The organism is Streptomyces sp. RLA123 (assembly GCF_056270165.1).
The window spans coordinates 4,191,785-4,211,788 of the sequence record NZ_JBWDOR010000003.1 but is presented as its reverse complement, the minus strand read 5'-3'; the positions used below and the strand labels follow the sequence as shown (position 1 = coordinate 4,211,788).

The window sequence follows — 20,004 nt, the reverse complement described above, 5'->3', positions numbered from 1 at the left end:
CATCGCGGCCCTTCGACCGCAGTAAATAGCCTGCGGTCCGTGACGTCATTCAGCATAAGTTGATTCGACCCGACTCAATAATTTCGACCGCGAGCCTGGCGTGTCGGCGGGCGGCCCTTGCACGCTGCGCCCATGCCCTTCGACCTCCGCCCCGCTGTGCTGCGGGAACGCGACTTCCGCCGCTTCTTCACCGGCTACGCCACCTCCCTGCTCGGATCCTCGATGGCGTCGGTCGCGCTGGCGTTCGCCGTCCTGGAGAACGGGGGCGACGGCACCGAACTCGGCCTCGTCCTCACCGCCCGGATCCTGCCGCTGGTCCTGGTGCTCCTCGCGGGCGGCGTCCTCAGCGACCGCTGGGGCAGCCGGCGGGTGATGCTCACCGCCGACGTCACACGCTGCCTCACCCAGGCCGGCCTGGCGCTGGCCCTGCTGGGCGGCGCACCGCATCTGGGGACGCTGATGGCGCTGGTCATGGTCTGGGGCGCCGCCGAAGCACTGTTCACCCCGGCGCTCGACGCGCTCGTCCCGCGCATCGTGCGGGGTGACGCGCTGACGGACGGCAACGCGCTGCTGGGGGTGGCGCGTTCGGCGGCGTCGGTCGCCGGGCCCGCGCTCGCCGGCGTACTGACCGCGACCGCGGGCGCGGCGGCGGTGTTCGCGGTGGACGCCGCCAGTTACGGCGTCAGCGTCGCGGCGCTGCTCCTGCTGCCCCGGACGTCCGCGCCCGCGGGCCCCGCGACGTCCTTCCTCACCGACCTGCGGGAGGGCTGGTCGGAGTTCCGCTCCCGGACCTGGCTGTGGGTCACCTCCCTGCACGTCTGCCTGTTCAACCTCCTGGTGTGGGCGCCGTTCCTGGTCCTCGGCCCCCTCGTCGCCCAGCGCCGGCTCGGCGGGGCGACCTCGTGGGGCCTGGTCATGGCGCTGTACGGGGCGGGCGCGGTCGCCGGCGGCGCGGCCATGCTGGGCCGCCGGCCGCGCCGGCCGCTGTTCGTCGCCACGGCCGCCACCGTGGGCTGGGCCCTGCCCTCGGCCGCCCTCGCGAGCGGGTGGCCGCTGCCGTGGGTCTGCGCCGGGGCGCTCGCCGCGGGCGTGGGCTCGTCCGTCTGCGGCACCCTCTACGCGACCGTCACCCAGTCCCAGGTGCCGCCCGGCGCCATCGCCCGGGTCAGCGCGTACGGCGCCTTCGGCGCGTTCGCCCTGGGGCCGGTCGGCCTCGCCGCCGCCGGGCCGCTGTCGGTACTCCTGGGCGCCTCCGGCGTCCTCGGCTTCGGCGCCGTCTGGCAACTCGCCGCGGTGACCGCGGTCCTGACCCTCCCGGCCATCCGTGCCGCCCTGCCGCGAGCCACCACCGACCAGGTCGCGTGACGACAGGACCCGAAGCCCACCGGCGCCGTCCGGCCACCCGGCGCCGTGGCCGCGCCCCTAACCCCTGCCGTCCCGCCGCCCTGCCGCCCTGCCGCAGACAACCGGCACCCCCACCGACCAAGCAGCGTGACGGCAAGGCCAGAAGCCCACCCCGCGGCAAGTCGCGCCGCCACCCGACCTGTACCGGTCCGCTCCGACGCCGTGGCCGCGGTCCTGCCCCTCCGGGTCGTCCGCGCCGCCCTGCCGCGAGCCGCCGCCGCACCCAGGTCGCCCGACGGTCCGTTCCGCACACAAAGGGACGTCGCAGATCACACCGAAACCGCACCAACACCCCTTCCGTGCAAAGGACATCGCGCCTTGCGACTTGTGCAGGAAGCGTGAAAGGCTCCGCGCACCACAAAGGCGCAGCCTCCCCGACGCCGAAGGGTGGTCCCCCACTTCATGACTCCCACAGCCCTGGCCCCCGAGGCCGTCCTGCTGTCCGAGTACTGGGGGGAAGTGCTCTGCTTCGCGCAGTTGTGCACCCTCACCCCCGAGGCCGGCGGCCGGCTGGCCGCCGACGCGTTCGACCGCGGACTGGCGGCGGCCAAGGAGCCGTACGCACCCGGCGCCGGTGGCGCGGGACTGCCGTGCCTGCCGTTCCTGCTGACGGCCGTCCGGGACACCACCGCGCACTGGGCGGCCACAGGCGACGGCGACAGCCTGCAGCCCGAGTTGCGGATCTGGCTGAACGCCGAGCGCGCCGCCCGCCGGGCCCGCACCGGAGCGCGGCGCCCCGAACCCCTCGCGTTGCGCGGACTGCGGGCGATGCCGGAGCGGGCCGCGGAGACGCTCTGGTACGCGAAGGTGGAGTCCCGTCCGCCGGCCGTCCCCCAGCAGGCCGGCCACGCGCGCGAGATCTTCCGCGAGCGCTGTCTGCGCGCGCACACGGCCGAGCCCCCGACGCCCGAGTGCGCCGGTTACGCCGGGCTGCTGGAAGCGGCGACGCGCACACCGCTGGAGGCCGTGCCGGAGGACGTGCGCCGGCACCTCGACCGGTGCCCGGAGTGCACGAAGGCGATGGTCTGCCTGGCCCCGCACGGCGACGGCCTGGCGCAGGCGCTCGCCGAGGGCGTGCTGGGCTGGGCCGGCCAGCCGTATCTGGAGGCCCGTCGGCAGGCGGCCCGCGCAGGCGGGACCCAGCCGCCGTTACCGCGCGCCGACCGCAGGCCACCGCGCCGGATCCGGCGCCCGGCCGGGCGGGTCCGCGGGCGGCGAGGATCGAGCCCTTGGCCATCTCGGGCTCGATCGGCGACACCGGTCCGCGTGCCCGGCGGCCGGGTGGCCGTCGTGGCCGCCGCCTGCCTGCTGGCGGCCGTGGTCGGGCTGACCGTCCTGGTGACCGCCGACGACTCCGCGCCGCGGGCCGCGTCCGCCGCGCCCACCGCGCAGGGCGGCACCGACCACGGACTGTCCCCGCTGCCCGGACCCGCCACGACCGGCGTCCCCGCACCCGGCGGGACGCAGGACCCCTCCGGCTCCTCCGACACGGGGTCCTTCCCCGGCGACGCCGAGCCGTCCGCCGCGGAGCACACGATCCCCGCCGCGCCGGACCGCCGCGCGGCGGACGACGCCCCGCCGGCGCGGCCCGCGCACCGCTCGTCCTCCGCCCCCGCGGCGACCTGTTCCGTCACGTACACCCTGGTCGACCAGTGGAACAGCGGCTTCCAGGCGGCGGTGACCGTCACGACCCGCACGCCGGTGTCGGACTGGCGGTTGGACTGGGCGTTCCCCGACGGACAGCGCGTGACGCAGATGTGGGACGCGGACTTCACGCAGTCGGGCGCCTCGGTCACCGTCCGCGGGAAGGGCTGGAACCGCACGCCGGCCATGGGCGGTTCGGCCACCTTCGGCTTCATCGGCGCCCGGTACGCAGGCAACGCCGTGCCCCCGTCCTTCTCCCTCGACGGCTCCCGCTGCACGGCCTGAGCACGGAGAAGGCCGGGAAGGCGGCAGGACCGCCTCCCCGGCCTCGCTCCGGCCGGACTAGCTCAGGCCGTTGTTGATCGCGGTGACCAGCTCACCGTTGCTGGTGTCGCCGCTGAACTCCCAGAAGAACGCGCCGCCGAGGCCCTGGTTCTTCACGTAGGCCATCTTGCCCGCGATGGTCGCCGGGGTGTCGTAGCTCCACCAGTTGCTGCCGCAGTGGGCGTACGCGGTGCCCGCGACGGTCCCGGTGGCCGGGCAGGTGTTCTTGAGGACCTTGTAGTCCTCGTTGCCCGCCTCGTACGTGCCCGGCGCGGCGCCGGTCGCCGAACCGCCCGGCGCGTCCTGCGTGACGCCGGTCCAGCCGCGCCCGTAGAAACCGATGCCCAGGTTGAGCTTGTTCGACGGGATGCCCTTGCTCTTCAGCTTCTGGATCGCCGCGTCGGAGTAGAACCCGGCGATCGGGATGCCGCTGTAGGAGGTGAGCGGTGAGTGCGGGGCGGTCGGGCCGTCCGCGTCGAAGGAGCCGAAGTAGTCGTACGTCATCACGTTGTAGTAGTTGACGTAACTCGCGGCGCCCGCGTAGTCGGCCGCGTCGATCTTGCCGCCGTTGGTGCCGTCGGCGGTGATGGCCGCGGTGACCAGGTTGCCGGAGCCGAATTTGGTCCGCAGCGCGGACATCAGGGTCTTGAAGGACGAGGCCCCGCTGGTGTCACAGGACAGACCGCAGGCGTTGGGGTACTCCCAGTCGATGTCGATGCCGTCGAAGACATCGGCCCAGCGCGGGTCCTCGACCAGGCTGTAGCAGGAGTTGGCGAAGGCGGTCGGGTTTGCGGCCGCCTGGGCGAAGCCGCCGGACCAGGTCCAGCCGCCGAACGACCACAGGATCTTGATGTTCGGGTACTGCTTCTTCAGCTTGCGCAGCTGGTTGAAGCTGCCGCGCAGCGCGCCGGTGTCCCAGGTGTCGGCGACGCCGTCGACGCTCTGGTCCGCGGTGTAGGCCTTGTCGTAGTCGGCGTAGGAGTCGCCGATGGCGCACTGGCCGTTGGTGACGTTGCCGAAGGCGTAGTTGATGTGGGTCAGCTTGCTCGCCGTGCCGGAGGTCACCAGGTTCTTGACGTGGTAGTTGCGGCCGTAGACGCCCCACTCGGCGAAGTAGCCCAGACGGATCTTGTTGCCCGCCGGACCGGTGGGGGTCGGCGTCGGGGTCGGGGTCGGGGTGGGGGTCGGTGTGGGCGTGGGCGTGGGCGTCGGGGTCGGGTCGCCGCCACCGCCGCCGGTGCAGGAGCCGCCGTTGAGCTTGCAGCCGCTGGGGCTGCCGCTGCCCGCGCCGTTGAAGCCGAAGCTGACGCTGGCACCCGGGGCCAGGGTGCCGTTCCAGCTCTTGTTCTTCGCGGTCCAGTGGGTGCCGGAGCTGGTGACGTCGGCGTCCCACGCCGACGTCACGGAGGTGCCGGCGGGGTAGTCCCACTCGACGGTCCAGCTACTGATGCCGGTGGTACCGCTGTTGGTGATCGTCCACTTGCCCTCGAACCCCGTTCCCCAGTCCTGGGTCTTGGTGTACGTGGCGGTGGTGCCCGCGGCGTGCGCCGGGGTGGCCAGACCGACGAGTGCCGCGACGGGCAGCAGCAGCGCGGTGAAGCCCGCTACCGCCGAGGCCCTGAGGCGTCTGGTCCGTGAGGTGCGTGGGGTGTCTCCAGTGCTCAAGGGGTACTCCTCGAGTGGGGGGCCGACGGGGAAACCTTGCCGCCTGGCGGGCCGTTGACGCGATGTCATGCCCACCACAGTTCACTCGCAGAGCGTAGAAAGGTCTGGACCAGCCGGTCAAGAGGTCTGGACCATCGGAAACGGGATACGTCAGACCCGTTCGCGCACCGGGATCCCGCCCGGATCCATGCCGGCACCGGCGCCCGGGTCCTGGCCGTCCAGGAACTGCTCCGCCCAGATGATCTTCCCCTCGCCCGTGTAGCGGGTACCCCAGCGCTGGGCGAACTGCGAGATCAGGAAGAGCCCCCGGCCGCCCTCGTCCAGGGTGCGGGGATGCCGCAGATGCGGCGAGGTGCTGCTGGCGTCCGAGACCTCGCAGATCAGCGCCCGTTCCAGGATCAGCCGCAGCCGGATGGGACCGGAGGCGTGCCGGATGGCGTTGGTGACCAGTTCGCTCACCACGAGCTCGGTGGTGAACACGAGGCCCGGCAGCCCCCACACGTCGAGCTGCCGGGTGGACATCTCACGGGCCCGGCCGACCACCGCGGGATCGGTGGCCAGCTCCCAGGAGGCGACGCGGCCCGTGTCGAGGCTGTGCGTCCTGGCGAGCAGCAGCGCCACGTCGTCCGTCGGCCGCGCCGGGGCGAGTTCGTCGACCACGCTGCGGCACAGGCCGTCCAGCGGGAGGTCGCCGCCCTCCAGGGCCGCACGCAGCCGGTCGCGCCCGGTGTCCTGCAGGATCATGGCGTTCGGGTTGCCCGGGGAGGCGAGCAGGCCGTCGGTGTAGAGGGCCAGCACGCTGCCCTCCTCGAGCGTCAACTCGGTCGCCTCGAAGGGGAGTCCGCCCAGCCCGAGCGAGGGCCCGATCGGCACGTCCGGAAAGCACACCGCGTCCCGTCCCGGCGACAGCACCGCGGGCGGCAGATGCCCGGCGCTGGCCATCACGCACTGCCGGCTCACCGGGTCGTACGTCACGTACAGGCAGCTCGACCCGAGCACCCCGCCGTCGACGCCCGACGGCAGGGCGTCCCGCTGCTCCCTGGCCACCTGCACCACCAGGTCGTCCAGGTGCGCCATCAGCTCCTCGGGCGGCAGGTCGAGATCGGCCAGCGTCCGCACCGCCGTGCGCAACTGCCCCATGGTCGCGGCCGCGTCGATACCGTGGCCCACCACCTCGCCCACCACCAGGGCGACCCGCGCCCCGGACAGCGGCACGACGTCGAACCAGTCCCCGCCCACCCCCGACAGCTCGTCGGCCGGACGGTAGTAGGTGGCCACGTCCACGGCGTCCTGCGGGGGGAAGACATGCGGCAGCAGACTGCGCTGGAGCACCAGCGCGGCGTCCCGTTCCCGCGTGTAGCGGCGGGCGTTGTCGACGCACACGGCGGCGCGCGCCATCACCTCCTCGGCCAGCCGCAGGTCCTCCGCGTCGAAGGGCTCGGCCCTGCGGACCCGGAAGAACAGGGTCACGCCGAGGGTGACCCCCCGGGCGCGGATCGGCACCACCATGGCGGTGTGCAGGCCGAGTTCGCCGAAGCGCTGCGTCCGTCCCCCGGGCACGCCCGCGGACCACTCGAAACTCAGCGGGTCCAGCCGGGGCGTGAACCACGACCGGCCGTCGGTCAGCGCCCGGATCGGCGGTGAGTCGGGCGTGTAGGCGGTGACCGCCCCGAAGCCGAAAGCCGGTTCCGGCTCGCCCTGTCGTGCGGCCCGCATGCCCGCGCGGCGCAGCGTCGTGCCGAGCGGGTCGTCGATCGGGCCCGGCTGCGGCTCGGCACCCTTGATGACCGACTCCAGCAGTTCCACGGTCACGTAGTCGGCCAGATCCGGCACCACCACGTCGGCCAGGTCCTGCGCGGTGTGCATGACGTCCAGCGTGCGGCCGATCTGCTCACTCGCGCGGTCCAGCAGGGACAGCCGCTGGCGGGCCCGCCAGCGGTCGCTGATGTCGATCACGGAATAGCAGACCCCGACCGGGACACCGCGCTCGTCCTCCAGCCGGACGAAGGACATCGAGTGCGCCTGCTCCCGGCGCGGGGCGGTACGAAAGCGGCCGACGTGCTCGTAGTCGATCACCGGCACACCGGTCTCCAGGACCTGGCGCATCTGTGCCTCCAGGACCGTGGCGTTCAGACCGGGCTGGATCTCCGCCAGCCGGCGCCCGATCCGCTCCTGGCCGGGTCCAGCGCCGAACCGCTCCAGCGCCGCGTTCGACCACACGCACCGCAGTTCGGTGTCGACCACGGCCAGCCCGATCGGCGTCTGGCCCACGATCCGCTCCAGCATCGTCGTGGTCAGCCCCGAGGCGGCCGAGCGCGCCGTGTGCGAGGACTCTGCGGCCAGGACCAGCCAGCGGGCCCGGGAGCCGGTGGCTTCGGCGGGCAGGGCGGCCACCCGCACGCCCAGCGTCCGCACGGAGCCGTCGGCGTGGAGCAACCGCAGCGCCCCGGTCCAGCCGCCCTCGGACCGGCAGCGGGCCCGGATCTCCGGGAGCCGCGACGTGTCCTGCGGGGCCAGCAGGTCCTGCGCGGGCCGGCCGACGACCTCGTCGTCGGCGAGCCCGAGCAGCCGCCGCGCCGCCGGCGGCCAGCCCAGTACGAGGCCCCGGGCATCGAGCACCAGCGTGACGGCATCCGCCACGCCGGTGACCGTGTGTTCCTCGGGTGTCCCCATGGCCAGCCACTCCGTATCCGCCCGCAACGTTACGCTCCGTCCACCGTTCTTCCCACTCGGCGAGGGCCGCCCACAGGACACGGGATCGCGGAGTCACGGGACGGGAAGGGCGGGAAGGAACGGGCCGGTGTCGAAGGGGCCGGAGTCGGATCCGGCGCTCGCACGCAGGTCCGCCACGTCTCTGGGAGATCGGCTGTCGCGGCCCCGCGACTCAGGTTACTCGCGGGTCCCGGTCGCCGCCCGCCGCGTGCGGAGCCTGCCCGGGCGGGGCCCGACATGCAGAACGGCGGCCCGAAGGCCGCCGCGGGGGTGCGGACGAATGGGGGCACTTCGCGTGCCCCCGGTGTCCGCGGCCAGGCCGGCGCCGGGGATCCGGCGCCGGACTGCCGGGTTCAGCGGTTGATGCAGACGTTGCCCAGGGTCGGGTTGACCAGGGAGATGATGAGGTTCACGGAGTTGCCGCACACGTTGACCGGGATGTTCACCGGAACCTGGATGACGTTGCCGCTGACGACACCGGGGGAGCCGATGGCCTTGCCCTGGGCGTGAGAGCCGCCCCCCTGCCCGTGGCCGTCGAGGGCGAGGGCGCCACCGGCGCTGCCGACGACGGCGGCACTGGCAGCGGCGGTGAGAGCGGCGGCCTTGGCGATACGGTTCACGAGCGTGGTTCCAATCAGTGATCACGGATGGGCTCTGTCCAACGAGACGTCCCGGGAAGCCGATACGTCGCGGGGCACCTCGTCACCCGTTCGGCCCTCCCCGGCGTGCGGTCGGCCGCCCGGCACGGCAGGGCACGGAACCGCGGAGGCAGGGCCTAGGCTGCACAGGTGTCCCGTGAGAGGGGGTGTTGCCGGTGTCAGGACGTCGCCTGCGTACCCTGCGCGCACTGAGGAACGCGGCGAAGGAGAGAGCGAGGACGGCGAAGCACGCCCGTCCCGCCCCGCCGGCCCCGACGCCCTCCGGTGAGGAGCACGGGCCCCCGGAGGCGGAGTCGCCCGACGCCGGTGGCGTGACGGTCAGCAGCGTCATGGACGCGGGCCTCTACCGCGACGGCCGCCGCATCGCGACCCCGTCCTCCCTCGCCGAGGCGTACGCGCAACTGCGCGCCGAACCGGGCGCGATGGCGTGGATCGGGCTGTTCCGGCCGACCGAGGCCGAGCTGGTGTCGCTGGCCAAGGAGTTCGACCTGCACCCGCTCGCGCTGGAGGACGCCATCCAGGCCCACCAGCGCCCCAAGCTGGAGCGGTACGGGGACACCCTTTTCGTCGTGCTGCGTGCGGCGCGCTATCTGGACCTGCCCGAAGAGGTCGACTTCGCGGAGCTGCACATCTTCGTCGGCCCCGGCTTCGTGCTGACCGTACGGCACGGTACGGCGCCCGACCTGTCCGCGGTGCGCCGCCGTATGGAGAGCAACCCCGAGCTGCTCAAGCTCGGCCCGGAGGCGGTGCTCTACGCGGTGCTCGACACGGTCGTCGACGGCTACGCGCCGGTCGTGGCGGGCGTCGAGAAGGACATGGAGGAGAGCGAGATCCAGGTCTTCGGCGGGGACCCGCAAGTCTCCCGCCGGATCTACGAGCTCTCCCAGGAGGTGCTGGAGTTCCAGCGCGCGACCCGGCCGCTCTCCCCCATGCTGGAGGGTCTCCAGGCGGGCTTCGCGAAGTACGGCACCGACGAGGAGCTCCAGCGCTACCTGCGCGATGTCGCCGACCACGTCACCCACACCATCGAGCGCGTCGACGGCTTCCGCCAGGCGCTCGGCGACCTGCTGACGCTCAACGCCACGCTCGTCGCCCAGCAGCAGAACGCGGAGATGCGGGCGCTGGCGGAGGCGGGCTTCGAGCAGAACGAGGAGATCAAGAAGATCTCCGCGTGGGCAGCCATCCTCTTCGCGCCCACTCTTGTGGGCACGATCTACGGCATGAACTTCGACCACATTCCCGAGCTGCACTGGCTGCTCGGCTACCCCTTCGCGATCGTGCTGATGGGCGTGGTCTGCGTCAGCCTCTACCTGGTCTTCAAGCGGCGCGGCTGGCTCTGACGGCGGTGGGCGGGCGGTCAGATCCGCGGGTGCGCCGAGAGGTGCGTGACCTCCTCGATCTCGTGCGCGGCCTTGCCCAGCAGCTGACGGGCGAGGTCGTTGAGCGCCCGCGCGGCGGCGAGTTCCTCGCCGACCCGGTCCTGGGAGGGGTCGGCGGGATGCCGGTTGGCGTGGCCGTGCGACCTGACCTCCGTGCCGTCCGGAAGGCGGAGCAGTGCCGCGGCCTTGGTCCTGGACCCTTCCTCATGGAAGTCCATCTCGATGTGCCATCCGACGAGGGTCTGCATGACGTGCACCTCCTGCGGTCCCCGGGTGTCCCTTCCAGAGTGCGCCCTCTCGCGGAACTGCTCCACCAGGGTGACGATGGAGGCTGGGAAGAGGCGATCCACTCCATGGAGGAGGCGCCGTCATGACCACGGCTCTGGACATCATGCACCCCGGCGCCATGTGCATCGGTGAGCGGGAGAACCTGGCCGACGCGGCCCGGATCATGAGCGAGCAGTGCGTCGGGGCCCTGCCGATCTGCGGGGACGACGACGTGCTGGTCGGCATCGTCACCGACCGGGACATCGTGCTGAAGTGCGTCGCGGAGGGACGCGATCCGGCCGAGGTGACCTGCGGCGAACTCGCCCAGGGACGGCCGGAGATCGTCGAGGGCGACGAGGGGGTGGACCGGATCCTCGAGGTGATGGAGGAGGCCAGGGTCCGCAGGCTGCCGGTGATCGACCACCCCGCGCACCGGCTGATCGGCATGATCAGCGAGGCGGACATCGCCCGCCATCTCGGGAAGGAACGCGTCGCCGAGTTCGTCACGGCGATCTGCGCCGACTAGTCGCTGGACCCAGGGACCGGGGGCTGCGGTCCCCGTCCCTCAGGACCGTCGGCCAGCGCCGCGTCGAGGTCGGCGACCGGCCGGAAGGCGGTCATGAGCCCGGCCGCGCGCAGGAGGCGCAACGTCATGGGGCGGTCGCAGACGAGCTGGACGGTCCCGCCGTGGGACAGGACGCGCCGGCGGGCCCGGCAGAGCACCGAGAGCCCCGAGCAGTCGATGAAGCGCACCGGGCGCAGGTCGATCACCAGGGACGGGCCGGGAGCCTGGGTGAGATCGTCGAGGAGCGGGGTGATCGTCATCGCCGCTTCGACGTCGATCTCCCCGTGGAACTCCACCACGAGGCACCCGTTGCGTTCGTAGGTGCGCAGGTACCGGTCCACCGGAGCATGAGATCACCGGGCCGATGACCTGACCGGCATGTCAAAGCCGCTTCACTCGATCGGGTGAACGACGAGAAAACCCGTGAAATGCGGCCCCGCATGGGAAGCGGAATGCGGTCCTCAGCCCGCGGGCCGAGGACACCGTCACATCGTGCGGAGAAGGTCGTAAAGCCGGTCCCGGGTGGCGGCGGGCGAGAGGCTGTCCGCGCACAGCTTCTCCATGACGACGTGGTACTGGTCCACTTCGTCCCGCTTGTCGATGTACATGGCACCGGTCAATTGCTCGACATAGACAACATCGGAGACATCGGATTCCGGGAACGTCAGCTGTGTGAAGGTGCCGCTCGCGCCCGCCGAATAGCCGGTGAACTCCAGCGGCAACAGCTGCACCGTGACATTCGGCTGCTGGGAGACCTCCACGAGGTGCCGCACCTGGGCGCGCATCACCTCGGCGCCACCGAAGCCGCGCCGCACCACCGCCTCGTCCATCACCGCGACGATCTGCGGGGCGTTCTCGCCGGCGAGCAGCTTCTGCCGCTTGTGGCGCAGGTCCAGACGGCGCTCGATCTCCTCGGCGGGGGCGTCCGGGCGGCCCAGCTCGATGACGGCGCGGCTGTACTCGTCGGCCTGGAGCAGGCCGTGCACGAACTGGCTCTCGTAACTGCGGATGACCGAGGCCGACTCCTCCAGGCCCACGTAGGTCTGGAACCAGGACGGCAGGACGTCGCCGAAGCCGTGCCACCAGCCGGCGACGTTGGCCTCGCGGACCAGACCGAGCAGCGTCGAGCGCTCGGCGTCGTCGGAGATCCCGTAGAGGGTGAGCAGATCGGCGACGTCGCGCTCCTTGAAGCTCACGCGCCCGAGCTCCATCCGGCTGATCTTCGACTCGGACGCACGGATGGAGTAGCCGGCGGCCTCACGGGTGATGCCCTTGGATTCGCGCAGCCTGCGCAGCTGCGAGCCCAGAAGGATGCGGCGCACCATCGATCCGCTTCCCGACTGAACTGTGGTCATGTGCGCCTACCTTCTCCCCGTGGCATCCAGCAGTCTGCCACCTTTGCGCTGCATTGAGTACGCGATCGGTCACTCTCGATCGCCACGTCCGTCCCACCTGTACCGCAGCATGCAAATGCACGTGCATCCGCCCCTTGCATCGTCCAGCGGCCGTACGGGACGATGACGTACGTGCCGATACCGGGTGGTGCGCATGTGGACCGATAGCTCGACGGGACTGCAGCCCTTATGGAATGGGCTGATCCCCGAGCGTCTTGCGTCGTCGAGCGCCACGTCCTGCCCGCTTCCGCCGCGGTACGAGGCCGTCGGTGACGCCCGCCGGTTCACCCGGTCCATCCTGCGCGCGTGGGATCTGGACGCACTCCAGGACGGCATGGAACTCGTCGCCTCGGAACTGGTCACCAACGCGCTGCGCTATGCGCTCCCCCAGGACGCCACCGACGGGTGCGTCCGGCTCAGCCTGGTCCGATGGTCAACGCGCGTAGTCTGCGCGGTCCGCGACCCCAGCAGTCATGGGCCCGTCACCAAGGCGCCGGACTTCGTGGCGGAATCCGGCCGGGGGCTCCACCTGGTGGAGTCCTTCAGCGAGACCTGGGGCTGGCACCCGCTGAGCGGGGCGGGCAAGGTCGTCTGGGCGCTGTTCACGCTGCCGGAGCCGGAAGGCGACGCGGCGTCACTTTAAGTGGTGCCTGCGGTCAGTTCGCCACAAAGTGATCGAACTCCCCGTCCTTCATACCGAGGATGAGGGATTCGATCTCTTCCCTCGTGTATATCAGCGCCGGTCCGTCCGGAAAACGCGAATTACGGACGGCCACATCACCACCGGGCAGTGCCGCCAGTTCCACGCACTGTCCGTTGGCATTGCTGTGCCGGCTCTTCTGCCAGACCACTCCGGAGAGATCGGACGCGGCCATGCCGTTGTACGTGTGGCGCATGCTTCTCTCCAGGTAAGTACCGTGCAGGACAGGGGAGATGATAGCCAGAGATCGAAGTCACGTGCATCTGCACGTGCAAGTGCACGTGCGGTCACTCACGGTGAATGCATCGGCCAACGAAGACCGCAACGACCCGCCGCGCGGAACTGTCCCCACCGTATGCGACGGCCCCGGACGGGAATCGGATTCCCGGCCGGGGCCGCGTTGTGCGAAGTGCCGCCGCGGCGGCGCCGGATCACTCCTGACCGGCGGGGATCCTGCCGAGCCGGCCGGCCTGGAAGTCCTCGAAGGCCTGGGCGAGTTCGGCGTGCGTGTTCATCACGAACGGGCCGTACTGCATCATCGGCTCGCGGATCGGGAGCCCGCCGAGAAGCACGACCTCGAAGTTGGGGCTGCGCGATTCCTGGCTCTCGTCGGCGGCGATGGTGAGCGAGTCGCCGCGACCGAAGACCACGGCCTGCCCCATCCGGAAGGGCCGGTTCTCGGGGCCGGCGGTACCGCGGCCGGCCAGACCGTACGCCAGGGCGTTGAAGTCCGCGCGCCAGGGCAGCGTCACCCGGGCACCGGGGTTCACCGAGACGTGCAGCATGGTGATCGGGGTGTGCGTGGCGCCCGGGCCCTGGTGGCCGTCGATGTCGCCGGCGATGATCCGGATGAGGGCGCCGCCGTCCTCGGAGGCCAGCAGCTTGACGTTGCCGCCGCGGATGTCCTGGTACTTCGGCGCGAGCATCTTGTCCTTGGCCGGCAGGTTCACCCACAGCTGCAGACCGTGGAAGAGACCGCCGCTCATGACCAGCGACTCCGGCGGCGTCTCGATGTGCAGCAGACCGCTGCCCGCCGTCATCCACTGCGTGTCACCGTCACTGATGGTGCCGCCGCCGCCGTGCGAGTCCTGGTGGATGAAGGCGCCGTCCATGATGTAGGTGACGGTCTCGAAGCCGCGGTGCGGGTGCCAGGGGGTGCCCTTGGGCTCGCCCGGCGCGTACTCCACCTCGCCCATCTGGTCCATCATGATGAACGGGTCGAGGTTCTTGTAGTCGACCCCGGCGAAGGCCCGGCGGACCGGGAACCCCTCACCTTCGAAGCCGCTGGGGGCGGTCGCCACCTGCAGCGCACGACGCGCGTTCGCGCCCGCCGGAGCGGTGACACGCGGCAGGGTCAACGGGTTCTCGACGGTCACTGCGGGCATGGTCCGGATCCTCCTCGGTTAGTTCAACGTTCAACATAGTTGAAGCCTGAACTTCCCGCAAGCATTCCCTGGGTGTTTGTCCGGTTACTGCCCCCGCGGGGGCAACCCGCCCGGCTGCCGGACGGGTGTCAGCCGTACATCCGGCGCATCGTGAACTCCACCATCTGCTCCACGGCCTTGGCGTCGAACACCATCCGGTGCTCGCCCTCCATGTCCAGCACGAAGCCGTAGCCGGTCGGCAGCAGGTCCAGTACCTCGGCACCGGTGATGACGAAGTACTTGGACTCCTTGCCCGCGTACCGGCGCAGCTGCTTGAGCGAGGAGAACATCGGGATCACCGGCTGCTGCGTGTCGTGCAGCGCCAGGAAGCCCGGGTTGTCACCGCGCGGGCAGTACACCTTGGAGGTGGCGAAGACGGCCTGGAAGTCCTCCGCCGACATCGAGCCGGTCGTGAACGCCCGCACCGCGTCCGCGAGCGACGGTGGCGACGGTTCGGGGTACCCCCCGCCCATCGGCGCACCACCCATGGGCGCCCCGCCCATCGGGGGCGCGGCACCCGCCATCGCGTTCTGGTCGTAGCCGTACACGGGGGCAAGCGTATCGGGCCGCTAGCCCGCTGTGGGCGCTGTGGGCGCCTCGTACAGCTCGAACCAGATCGACTTCCCGTCGCCCAGCGGATCGACACCCCACGCGTCCGCCAGCCCCTGGACGAGCAGCAGCCCGCGCCCGGAGGAGGCCATCTCCCCGGGCGTGCGCAGGTGCGGCATCTCCACGAAGGGCGTCTCGGCGCCGGGCTGCTGCCCGTGGTGCCCGATGACCGACAGATGGTCGCCGTGCAGACCGAAGACCGCCAGGCCGTCCGGGGAGAAGCCGGGCATGGACAGGTGCGCGGCGACCCGCAGCACCTCCTGCGTACTGTCGGCCTCGGCCAGCGCGCGGCCCGCGTCCAGAAGAAAGGCCTCGCGGGCCCTCCGCCGGTCGGCGGGCGCTGGCGCCGCCGCGCCGGCGGCGGGCTCCTCGTGCAGGGTGCCGGCCATCTCGCCCGGCTGTCCGCCGGCGCCGCAGTGGACACCGCAGCTCCGCATGGCCACCGTCCGGATGATGCTCCCGTCCTGGCCGACCACCCGCAGAAACGACTCGGAAGGCGTGCCCTCGGCACTCGCCAGGGCCACCGCCGCCGACATGTCCACGTAGTCGGAGGCGTCGTAGCAGGCGCGGACCGTCCCCGAGTGCACCTTCTGCGGCCGGCGCGCCAGCCCCATCAGGCCGGCGCTGACCGCGTCGAGTTCCACCACGTCGGTGGTGCCGTCCCAGCGCCACACACCGGTGCCGAGCGCGGACAGCACGTCCTCGATGCGCATTGGCAGCATTGTCCTGGTTTAGTTTTGTTCGCCCCCTAGATACGAATGGGGTCGTGGGTGCGCGGGCCCGTAGACTGGGGGCGCCTCATCCCGCAATCAGACGACTTGGATGAACGATGCATCGGTACCGGTCCCACACCTGCGGTGAGCTGCGCGCCACCGACGTAGACGCGGAAGTGCGCCTCAGCGGATGGCTGCACAATCGCCGGGATCTGGGCGGCATCCTCTTCGTCGATCTCCGCGACCACTACGGCGTGGTGCAGCTCGTCGCCCGGCCGGGCTCGCCCGCGTACGAGGCCCTGAGCCACCAGTCCAAGGAGTCCGTGCTCCGCGTCGACGGCCGTGTGCTCGCCCGTACCGCGGAGAACGTCAACCCCGACCTGCCCACCGGCGCGGTCGAGGTCGATGTCACCGAGCTCGAGGTGCTGGGCGCCGCCGACCAGCTGCCCTTCCCGGTCTTCCCGGAGGACAACGCGAACGAGGAGATGCGGCTCACCAACCGCTTCCTCGACCTGCGCCGCGCCCGCATGCACCGCAACATCATGCTGCGCACCCAGGTCATCAGCTTCCTGCGCCGCGAGATGACCGCGCTCGGCTTCAACGAGCTGGCCACCCCGATCCTGTCCGCGACCTCCCCCGAGGGCGCGCGCGACTTCCTGGTGCCCTCCCGCGTGCACGCCGGCAAGTTCTACGCGCTCCCGCAGGCCCCGCAGCAGTTCAAGCAGCTGCTGATGATCGCGGGCTTCGACCGCTACTTCCAGATCGCGCCCTGCTTCCGCGACGAGGACAGCCGCGCCGACCGCTCGCCCGGCGAGTTCTACCAGCTCGACGTCGAGATGAGCTTCGTCGAGCAGGAGGACGTCTTCGCGGTCATCGAGAAGGTCATGACCGACCTCTTCCAGGAGTTCGGCGGCGACCGCCACGTCACCTCGCCGTTCCCGCGGATCCCGTTCCGCGAGTCGCTGGTGAAGTACGGCAACGACAAGCCCGACCTGCGCGCCAAGCTCGAACTGGTCGACGTCTCCGACCTCTTCGCCGACTCCGGCTTCAAGGCCTTCGCCGGCAAGCACGTCCGCGCCCTCCCGGTGCCGGACACCGCCGACCAGCCGCGCAAGTTCTTCGACAACCTCGGCGACTACGCCGTCGAGCAGGGCGCCAAGGGCCTGGCCTGGGTGCGGGTCGGCGACGACCTCGCCCTCACCGGCCCGATCGCCAAGTTCCTCACCGAGGACGACGTCAAGGCGCTGCTCGCCGCCGTCGACGCCAAGCCGGGCCACGCGATCTTCTTCGGCGCCGGCGAGTTCGACGAGGTCTCCAAGATCATGAGTGCGGTCCGCGTCGAAGCCGCCAAGCGGGCCGGGCAGTTCGAGGAGGACGTGTTCCGCTTCTGCTGGATCGTCGACTTCCCGATGTTCGAGAAGAACGAGGACACCGGTCAGATCGAGTTCTCCCACAACCCGTTCTCCATGCCGCAGGGCGGCCTGGAGGCGCTGGAGACCAAGGACCCGCTGGACATCCTGGCGTGGCAGTACGACATCGTCTGCAACGGCGTCGAGCTCTCCTCGGGCGCGATCCGGAACCACGAACCGGACGTCATGTACAAGGCGTTCGAGATCGCCGGCTACACCCGCGAGACCGTCGAGCACGAGTTCGGCGGCATGCTCCGCGCCTTCCACTTCGGCGCCCCGCCGCACGGCGGCATCGCCCCGGGCGTCGACCGCATGGTCATGCTGCTCGCGGACGAGCCCAACATCCGCGAGACGATCGCCTTCCCGCTCAACCAGAACGCCCAGGACCTGCTCATGGGCGCCCCGAGCGAGGTCGACGAGGCGCGGCTGCGCGAGCTGCACCTCGCGCTGCGGCTGCCGCCCGAGAAGAAGGCCTGACGGCCCCAGCCCGCTGTGACGCCGAGGGGCCCGGAACCATCTGGTTCCGGGCCCCTCGGCGTTCGCGTCTGGCGTTCCCGTCAGAACAGGCCCTTGTAGCCCTGGTACCCCGTGCCGATCTTCGTCCGGCCGCCGAACTTCCCGGTGCCGTCGCCGTTGTAGCGCCACAGGCCGCCCGAGGTGTCGCGGGCCACCAGGTCCGCCCTGCCGTCCCCGGTGACGTCTCCGACGCCCACGAGCACGTTGTACGACGCTCCCCAGTTGTCGGCGAGCTTCACCCGCGCGCCGAAGGTGCCCTTGCCGGTGCCGTTGCGGCGCCACAGCTCGTTCGACGAGTCCTGCTGGATGATGTCGCCCCGGCCGTCGCCGTTCAGGTCGCCGACGCCGACGATCTTCTTGTAGCCCTTCCAGTTGTCGTAGAGCTTCACGCGCGACGACAACTTCCCGGTGCTGGTGCCCTTGTAGAGGTAGATGTCCCCGTCGGACGCCTTGCGGGCCAGCAGGTCGGGGCGCCCGTCCCCGGAGATGTCACCGGGCGAGGTGAGCAGGTTGTACTGGTTCCAGCCGGTCCCCAGCGAGGTGTACGCGGTCGACGGCGTGACCGCCTTGCCGCATGCCGGCTTGTACAGCTGGAGCGACCCGCTGCTCAGCCGCACGATCAGATCGTTGCAGCGGTCACCGCTCATGTCCCCGACGGGGACGGCCTTGATGGTGGTGGCCCAGCCGGAGCCGGTCACCGTGCCGGAGAAGGCTCCGGTGGAGCCCTTGCCGTAGCGGTAGCTCAGCTGTCCGGTGGAACTGAGTGACAGCAGGTCCCCGATGCCGTCCGGCGTCGCGGAAGTGCCGCCGAAGTCGTGCTGGACGGCGGCGCCGCCGGTCACGCCGACGGTTCCCGAACCGAGCGAGGTGGCGCTCTTCGCTCCGCTCGCCGTGGCCTTGAACGTCCACTTCAGCCTGCCGTTCGGCGCGTACGCCCCGGATGCCGTCCGCCCGTTCCACGTCGCCGCCGCCGTGTCACCGGCGGTGGTGCCTGACAGCGTGCGCACGGTCCGGCCGGCCGGATCGGTGAGCGTGACCGACCACGAGGAGACCGGACGGTTCAGCTTCCAGGAGGGCTTCCACGCCTTGCTGGAGGACGTCGTGCCCTTGAGGGCAGCGGTCGACGGCACAGTGGAGCCGCTGACGGCGAGCGCCGGCCACCGGGTGCGGGATCCGAACAGCTTCGTGACGTTCCCGTTGGAGCCCGACCACACGGCGGAGGCGTTGCCGTCGGCGGATGCCGCGACCTGTCCGTTCACGAACTCGGCCGGCGAACCCGGCAGTTGCCCGGCCTTGCTCCAGACGCCGCCGCTCAGGGAGGACTCCAGCAGCGCTCGCTGGGTGTCCTTCGCGTTGGCCTGGGTCCAGATCGCACGCACCGTGCCGTCAGCGCCCACCGAAGCGTCGTACTGCTCCGACACGTACCCGGTCGACAGCGTCCGGGGCGCGGACCAGGTCCCCTTCGCCGCACTCCGGGTGGCGGTCCTGGTGCTGAAGGTCGTCGGACGGTCGACCCACACAAGCGTGACATCGCCGTTCGGCCCCACCAGCGGCTCGGGCGTTTCGACGAGGTCGTCCGTACTGGAGACAGGCTCGGCGGTACCCCATCCCGCCGCCGAACTGGCGCGCCGGGAGGCGTAGATGGTCGCCGAGTCGGACCCCGATGCGCCGAACGACGCCCAGACCATCGTGACCGACCCGTCCCGCGCGGCCGACAGCCGGGGTGATGACGCGGACTCCGCTGCTCCCGTCACGACGACGGGCGCGCCCCACGTACCGGTCGGCGCCGGGCGGGTCACCGTGCGGACGGTCGGGCGGCCCTCCCCGTCCTGCTGCAGGTAGGCGATCACTGTCCCACCATGGGTGTCCACGGCCACCTGCGGCTGGATCGCGCCCGCCGCGCCGTCCTTGGCGACGGTGCTGACCTGGCGCGGTGCGGACCATGTCCCATCGACCCTGTCGGCCACGCGGACCTCGCGCTTCGCGTCCCACGTGGCCTGGGTGGACCAGACCGCCGTGACCGTGCCGTCCGGTCCCTCGGCCAAGTCGATACCACCGGATGTCACACCCTCGTCGGTCCCGGCGATCTCCACGGGTTCCGACCACGATCCGTCAGCCGAGAGCACGGCGCTGACGAGGCGGAGCTCACGGGACCCCGCACCCGGCCCGGTCAGGTTGGGGAAGTCGGTCCACAGGGCGGTGACACCGCCGTCCGCCGACGCCAGGAGCTTGACGTCGCCCTCCTCGGTCGGCGTCGTGGCGAGCAGATGCGGCTCGCCCCAGGTGTCGCTGCCCGCCGGACGCACCGCGGCATACAGCGAGCGGGTGAATCCCCCTGTGGGGATCTCGTCCCAGAGCGACACCGCCGAGCCGTCCGCGGTGACGACGAGGTCCTCCACAGAGGCCTCTGTGTCCGTGCCTGTGTCGGTCACGGGGGTGGCGGTGCCCGTCCAGGGGGCTGCCGAAGCCGCGACCGCCGACCCGGCGACGGCCATCGGCAGCGCCGCGATGCCCGCGACGACCATGGAAGCGATGGATATTGCCGCAGCGCTACGCCCGCGGCCGAGGCCATGACGACCCACGTGAGGTTCCCTCCCCGGGGAGGGCGGTCACGCCCTCC

General features: G+C 71.3%; 17 protein-coding genes. 6 read left to right on the top strand and 11 right to left on the bottom strand.

The window, feature by feature from the left end:
• The first annotated feature begins 132 nt into the window (after positions 1 to 132).
• The gene (locus tag RV983_RS19085; protein ID WP_475986968.1) at positions 133 to 1,365 is read left to right on the top strand and encodes an MFS transporter; all 1,233 of its coding nucleotides are present in this window, start codon (positions 133 to 135) and stop codon (positions 1,363 to 1,365) included.
• A gap of 441 nt (positions 1,366 to 1,806) precedes the next feature.
• Positions 1,807 to 3,333 (top strand): cellulose binding domain-containing protein, encoded by a 1,527-nt coding sequence (locus RV983_RS19080; protein ID WP_475986967.1) that lies wholly within the window; start codon positions 1,807 to 1,809, stop codon positions 3,331 to 3,333.
• A 57-nt stretch (positions 3,334 to 3,390) separates the two neighbouring features.
• Here RV983_RS19080 and RV983_RS19075 read toward each other — a convergent pair whose 3' ends face one another.
• The 3 genes from RV983_RS19075 to RV983_RS19065 form a co-directional block, all read right to left on the bottom strand.
• Complete coding sequence (locus RV983_RS19075) at positions 3,391 to 5,037, bottom strand: glycosyl hydrolase family 18 protein (RefSeq protein ID WP_475986966.1); 1,647 nt, start codon at positions 5,035 to 5,037, stop codon at positions 3,391 to 3,393.
• 150 nt (positions 5,038 to 5,187) lie between these two features.
• Positions 5,188 to 7,710 (bottom strand): SpoIIE family protein phosphatase, encoded by a 2,523-nt coding sequence (locus RV983_RS19070; RefSeq protein ID WP_475986965.1) that lies wholly within the window; start codon positions 7,708 to 7,710, stop codon positions 5,188 to 5,190.
• Between the two features lie 392 nt (positions 7,711 to 8,102).
• Positions 8,103 to 8,369: a chaplin gene (locus tag RV983_RS19065; RefSeq protein WP_475986964.1), complete on the bottom strand. Its 267-nt coding sequence runs from the start codon at positions 8,367 to 8,369 to the stop codon at positions 8,103 to 8,105.
• 194 nt (positions 8,370 to 8,563) lie between these two features.
• Here RV983_RS19065 and RV983_RS19060 point away from each other — a divergent pair, with 194 nt between their 5' ends.
• Positions 8,564 to 9,748 carry a magnesium and cobalt transport protein CorA gene (locus tag RV983_RS19060; protein WP_475986963.1) on the top strand — a complete coding sequence of 395 codons (1,185 nt, stop codon included), beginning with the start codon at positions 8,564 to 8,566 and terminating at the stop codon, positions 9,746 to 9,748.
• 17 nt (positions 9,749 to 9,765) lie between these two features.
• Here the strand turns inward: RV983_RS19060 and RV983_RS19055 are convergent, their stop codons facing one another.
• A complete protein-coding gene (locus RV983_RS19055; RefSeq protein ID WP_475986962.1) occupies positions 9,766 to 10,035 on the bottom strand; it encodes a DUF1876 domain-containing protein in 270 nt (89 codons plus the stop codon).
• Between the two features lie 122 nt (positions 10,036 to 10,157).
• Between RV983_RS19055 and RV983_RS19050 the strand changes: the two genes are divergently transcribed.
• Positions 10,158 to 10,580, top strand: a complete 423-nt coding sequence (locus RV983_RS19050; RefSeq protein WP_475986961.1) for a CBS domain-containing protein — start codon at positions 10,158 to 10,160, stop codon at positions 10,578 to 10,580.
• Here RV983_RS19050 and RV983_RS19045 read toward each other — a convergent pair.
• Positions 10,577 to 10,960, bottom strand: coding sequence for an STAS domain-containing protein (locus RV983_RS19045; RefSeq protein WP_475986960.1), 384 nt, complete (start codon positions 10,958 to 10,960; stop codon positions 10,577 to 10,579). The genes RV983_RS19050 and RV983_RS19045 overlap by 4 nt on opposite strands.
• A 144-nt stretch (positions 10,961 to 11,104) precedes the next feature.
• Positions 11,105 to 11,974, bottom strand: coding sequence for a helix-turn-helix domain-containing protein (locus RV983_RS19040; protein WP_475986959.1), 870 nt, complete (start codon positions 11,972 to 11,974; stop codon positions 11,105 to 11,107).
• 193 nt (positions 11,975 to 12,167) lie between these two features.
• On the opposite strand from RV983_RS19040, the gene RV983_RS19035 reads away from it, so the two are divergent.
• The gene (locus RV983_RS19035) at positions 12,168 to 12,656 is read left to right on the top strand and encodes an ATP-binding protein (protein ID WP_475986958.1); all 489 of its coding nucleotides are present in this window, start codon (positions 12,168 to 12,170) and stop codon (positions 12,654 to 12,656) included.
• A 13-nt stretch (positions 12,657 to 12,669) separates the two neighbouring features.
• Here the strand turns inward: RV983_RS19035 and RV983_RS19030 are convergent, their stop codons facing one another.
• The 4 genes from RV983_RS19030 to RV983_RS19015 all read right to left on the bottom strand — a co-directional run bounded on the left by RV983_RS19030 (position 12,670) and on the right by RV983_RS19015 (position 15,459).
• Positions 12,670 to 12,909, bottom strand: a complete 240-nt coding sequence (locus tag RV983_RS19030) for a DUF397 domain-containing protein (RefSeq protein ID WP_475986957.1) — start codon at positions 12,907 to 12,909, stop codon at positions 12,670 to 12,672.
• 235 nt (positions 12,910 to 13,144) lie between these two features.
• Positions 13,145 to 14,098, bottom strand: coding sequence for a pirin family protein (locus RV983_RS19025; RefSeq protein WP_475986956.1), 954 nt, complete (start codon positions 14,096 to 14,098; stop codon positions 13,145 to 13,147).
• Between the two features lie 128 nt (positions 14,099 to 14,226).
• A complete protein-coding gene (locus RV983_RS19020; protein ID WP_401588525.1) occupies positions 14,227 to 14,685 on the bottom strand; it encodes an SseB family protein in 459 nt (152 codons plus the stop codon).
• 21 nt (positions 14,686 to 14,706) lie between these two features.
• Positions 14,707 to 15,459 carry an ATP-binding protein gene (locus tag RV983_RS19015; RefSeq protein ID WP_475986955.1) on the bottom strand — a complete coding sequence of 251 codons (753 nt, stop codon included), beginning with the start codon at positions 15,457 to 15,459 and terminating at the stop codon, positions 14,707 to 14,709.
• A gap of 116 nt (positions 15,460 to 15,575) precedes the next feature.
• Between RV983_RS19015 and aspS the strand changes: the two genes are divergently transcribed.
• Positions 15,576 to 17,345, top strand: a complete 1,770-nt coding sequence (gene aspS / locus RV983_RS19010) for an aspartate--tRNA ligase (RefSeq protein WP_475986954.1) — start codon at positions 15,576 to 15,578, stop codon at positions 17,343 to 17,345.
• 80 nt (positions 17,346 to 17,425) lie between these two features.
• Here the strand turns inward: aspS and RV983_RS19005 are convergent, their stop codons facing one another.
• Entirely contained in the window at positions 17,426 to 19,909 is a 2,484-nt protein-coding gene (locus RV983_RS19005; protein ID WP_475986953.1) for an FG-GAP-like repeat-containing protein, read from the bottom strand.
• Positions 19,910 to 20,004 lie beyond the last annotated feature (95 nt).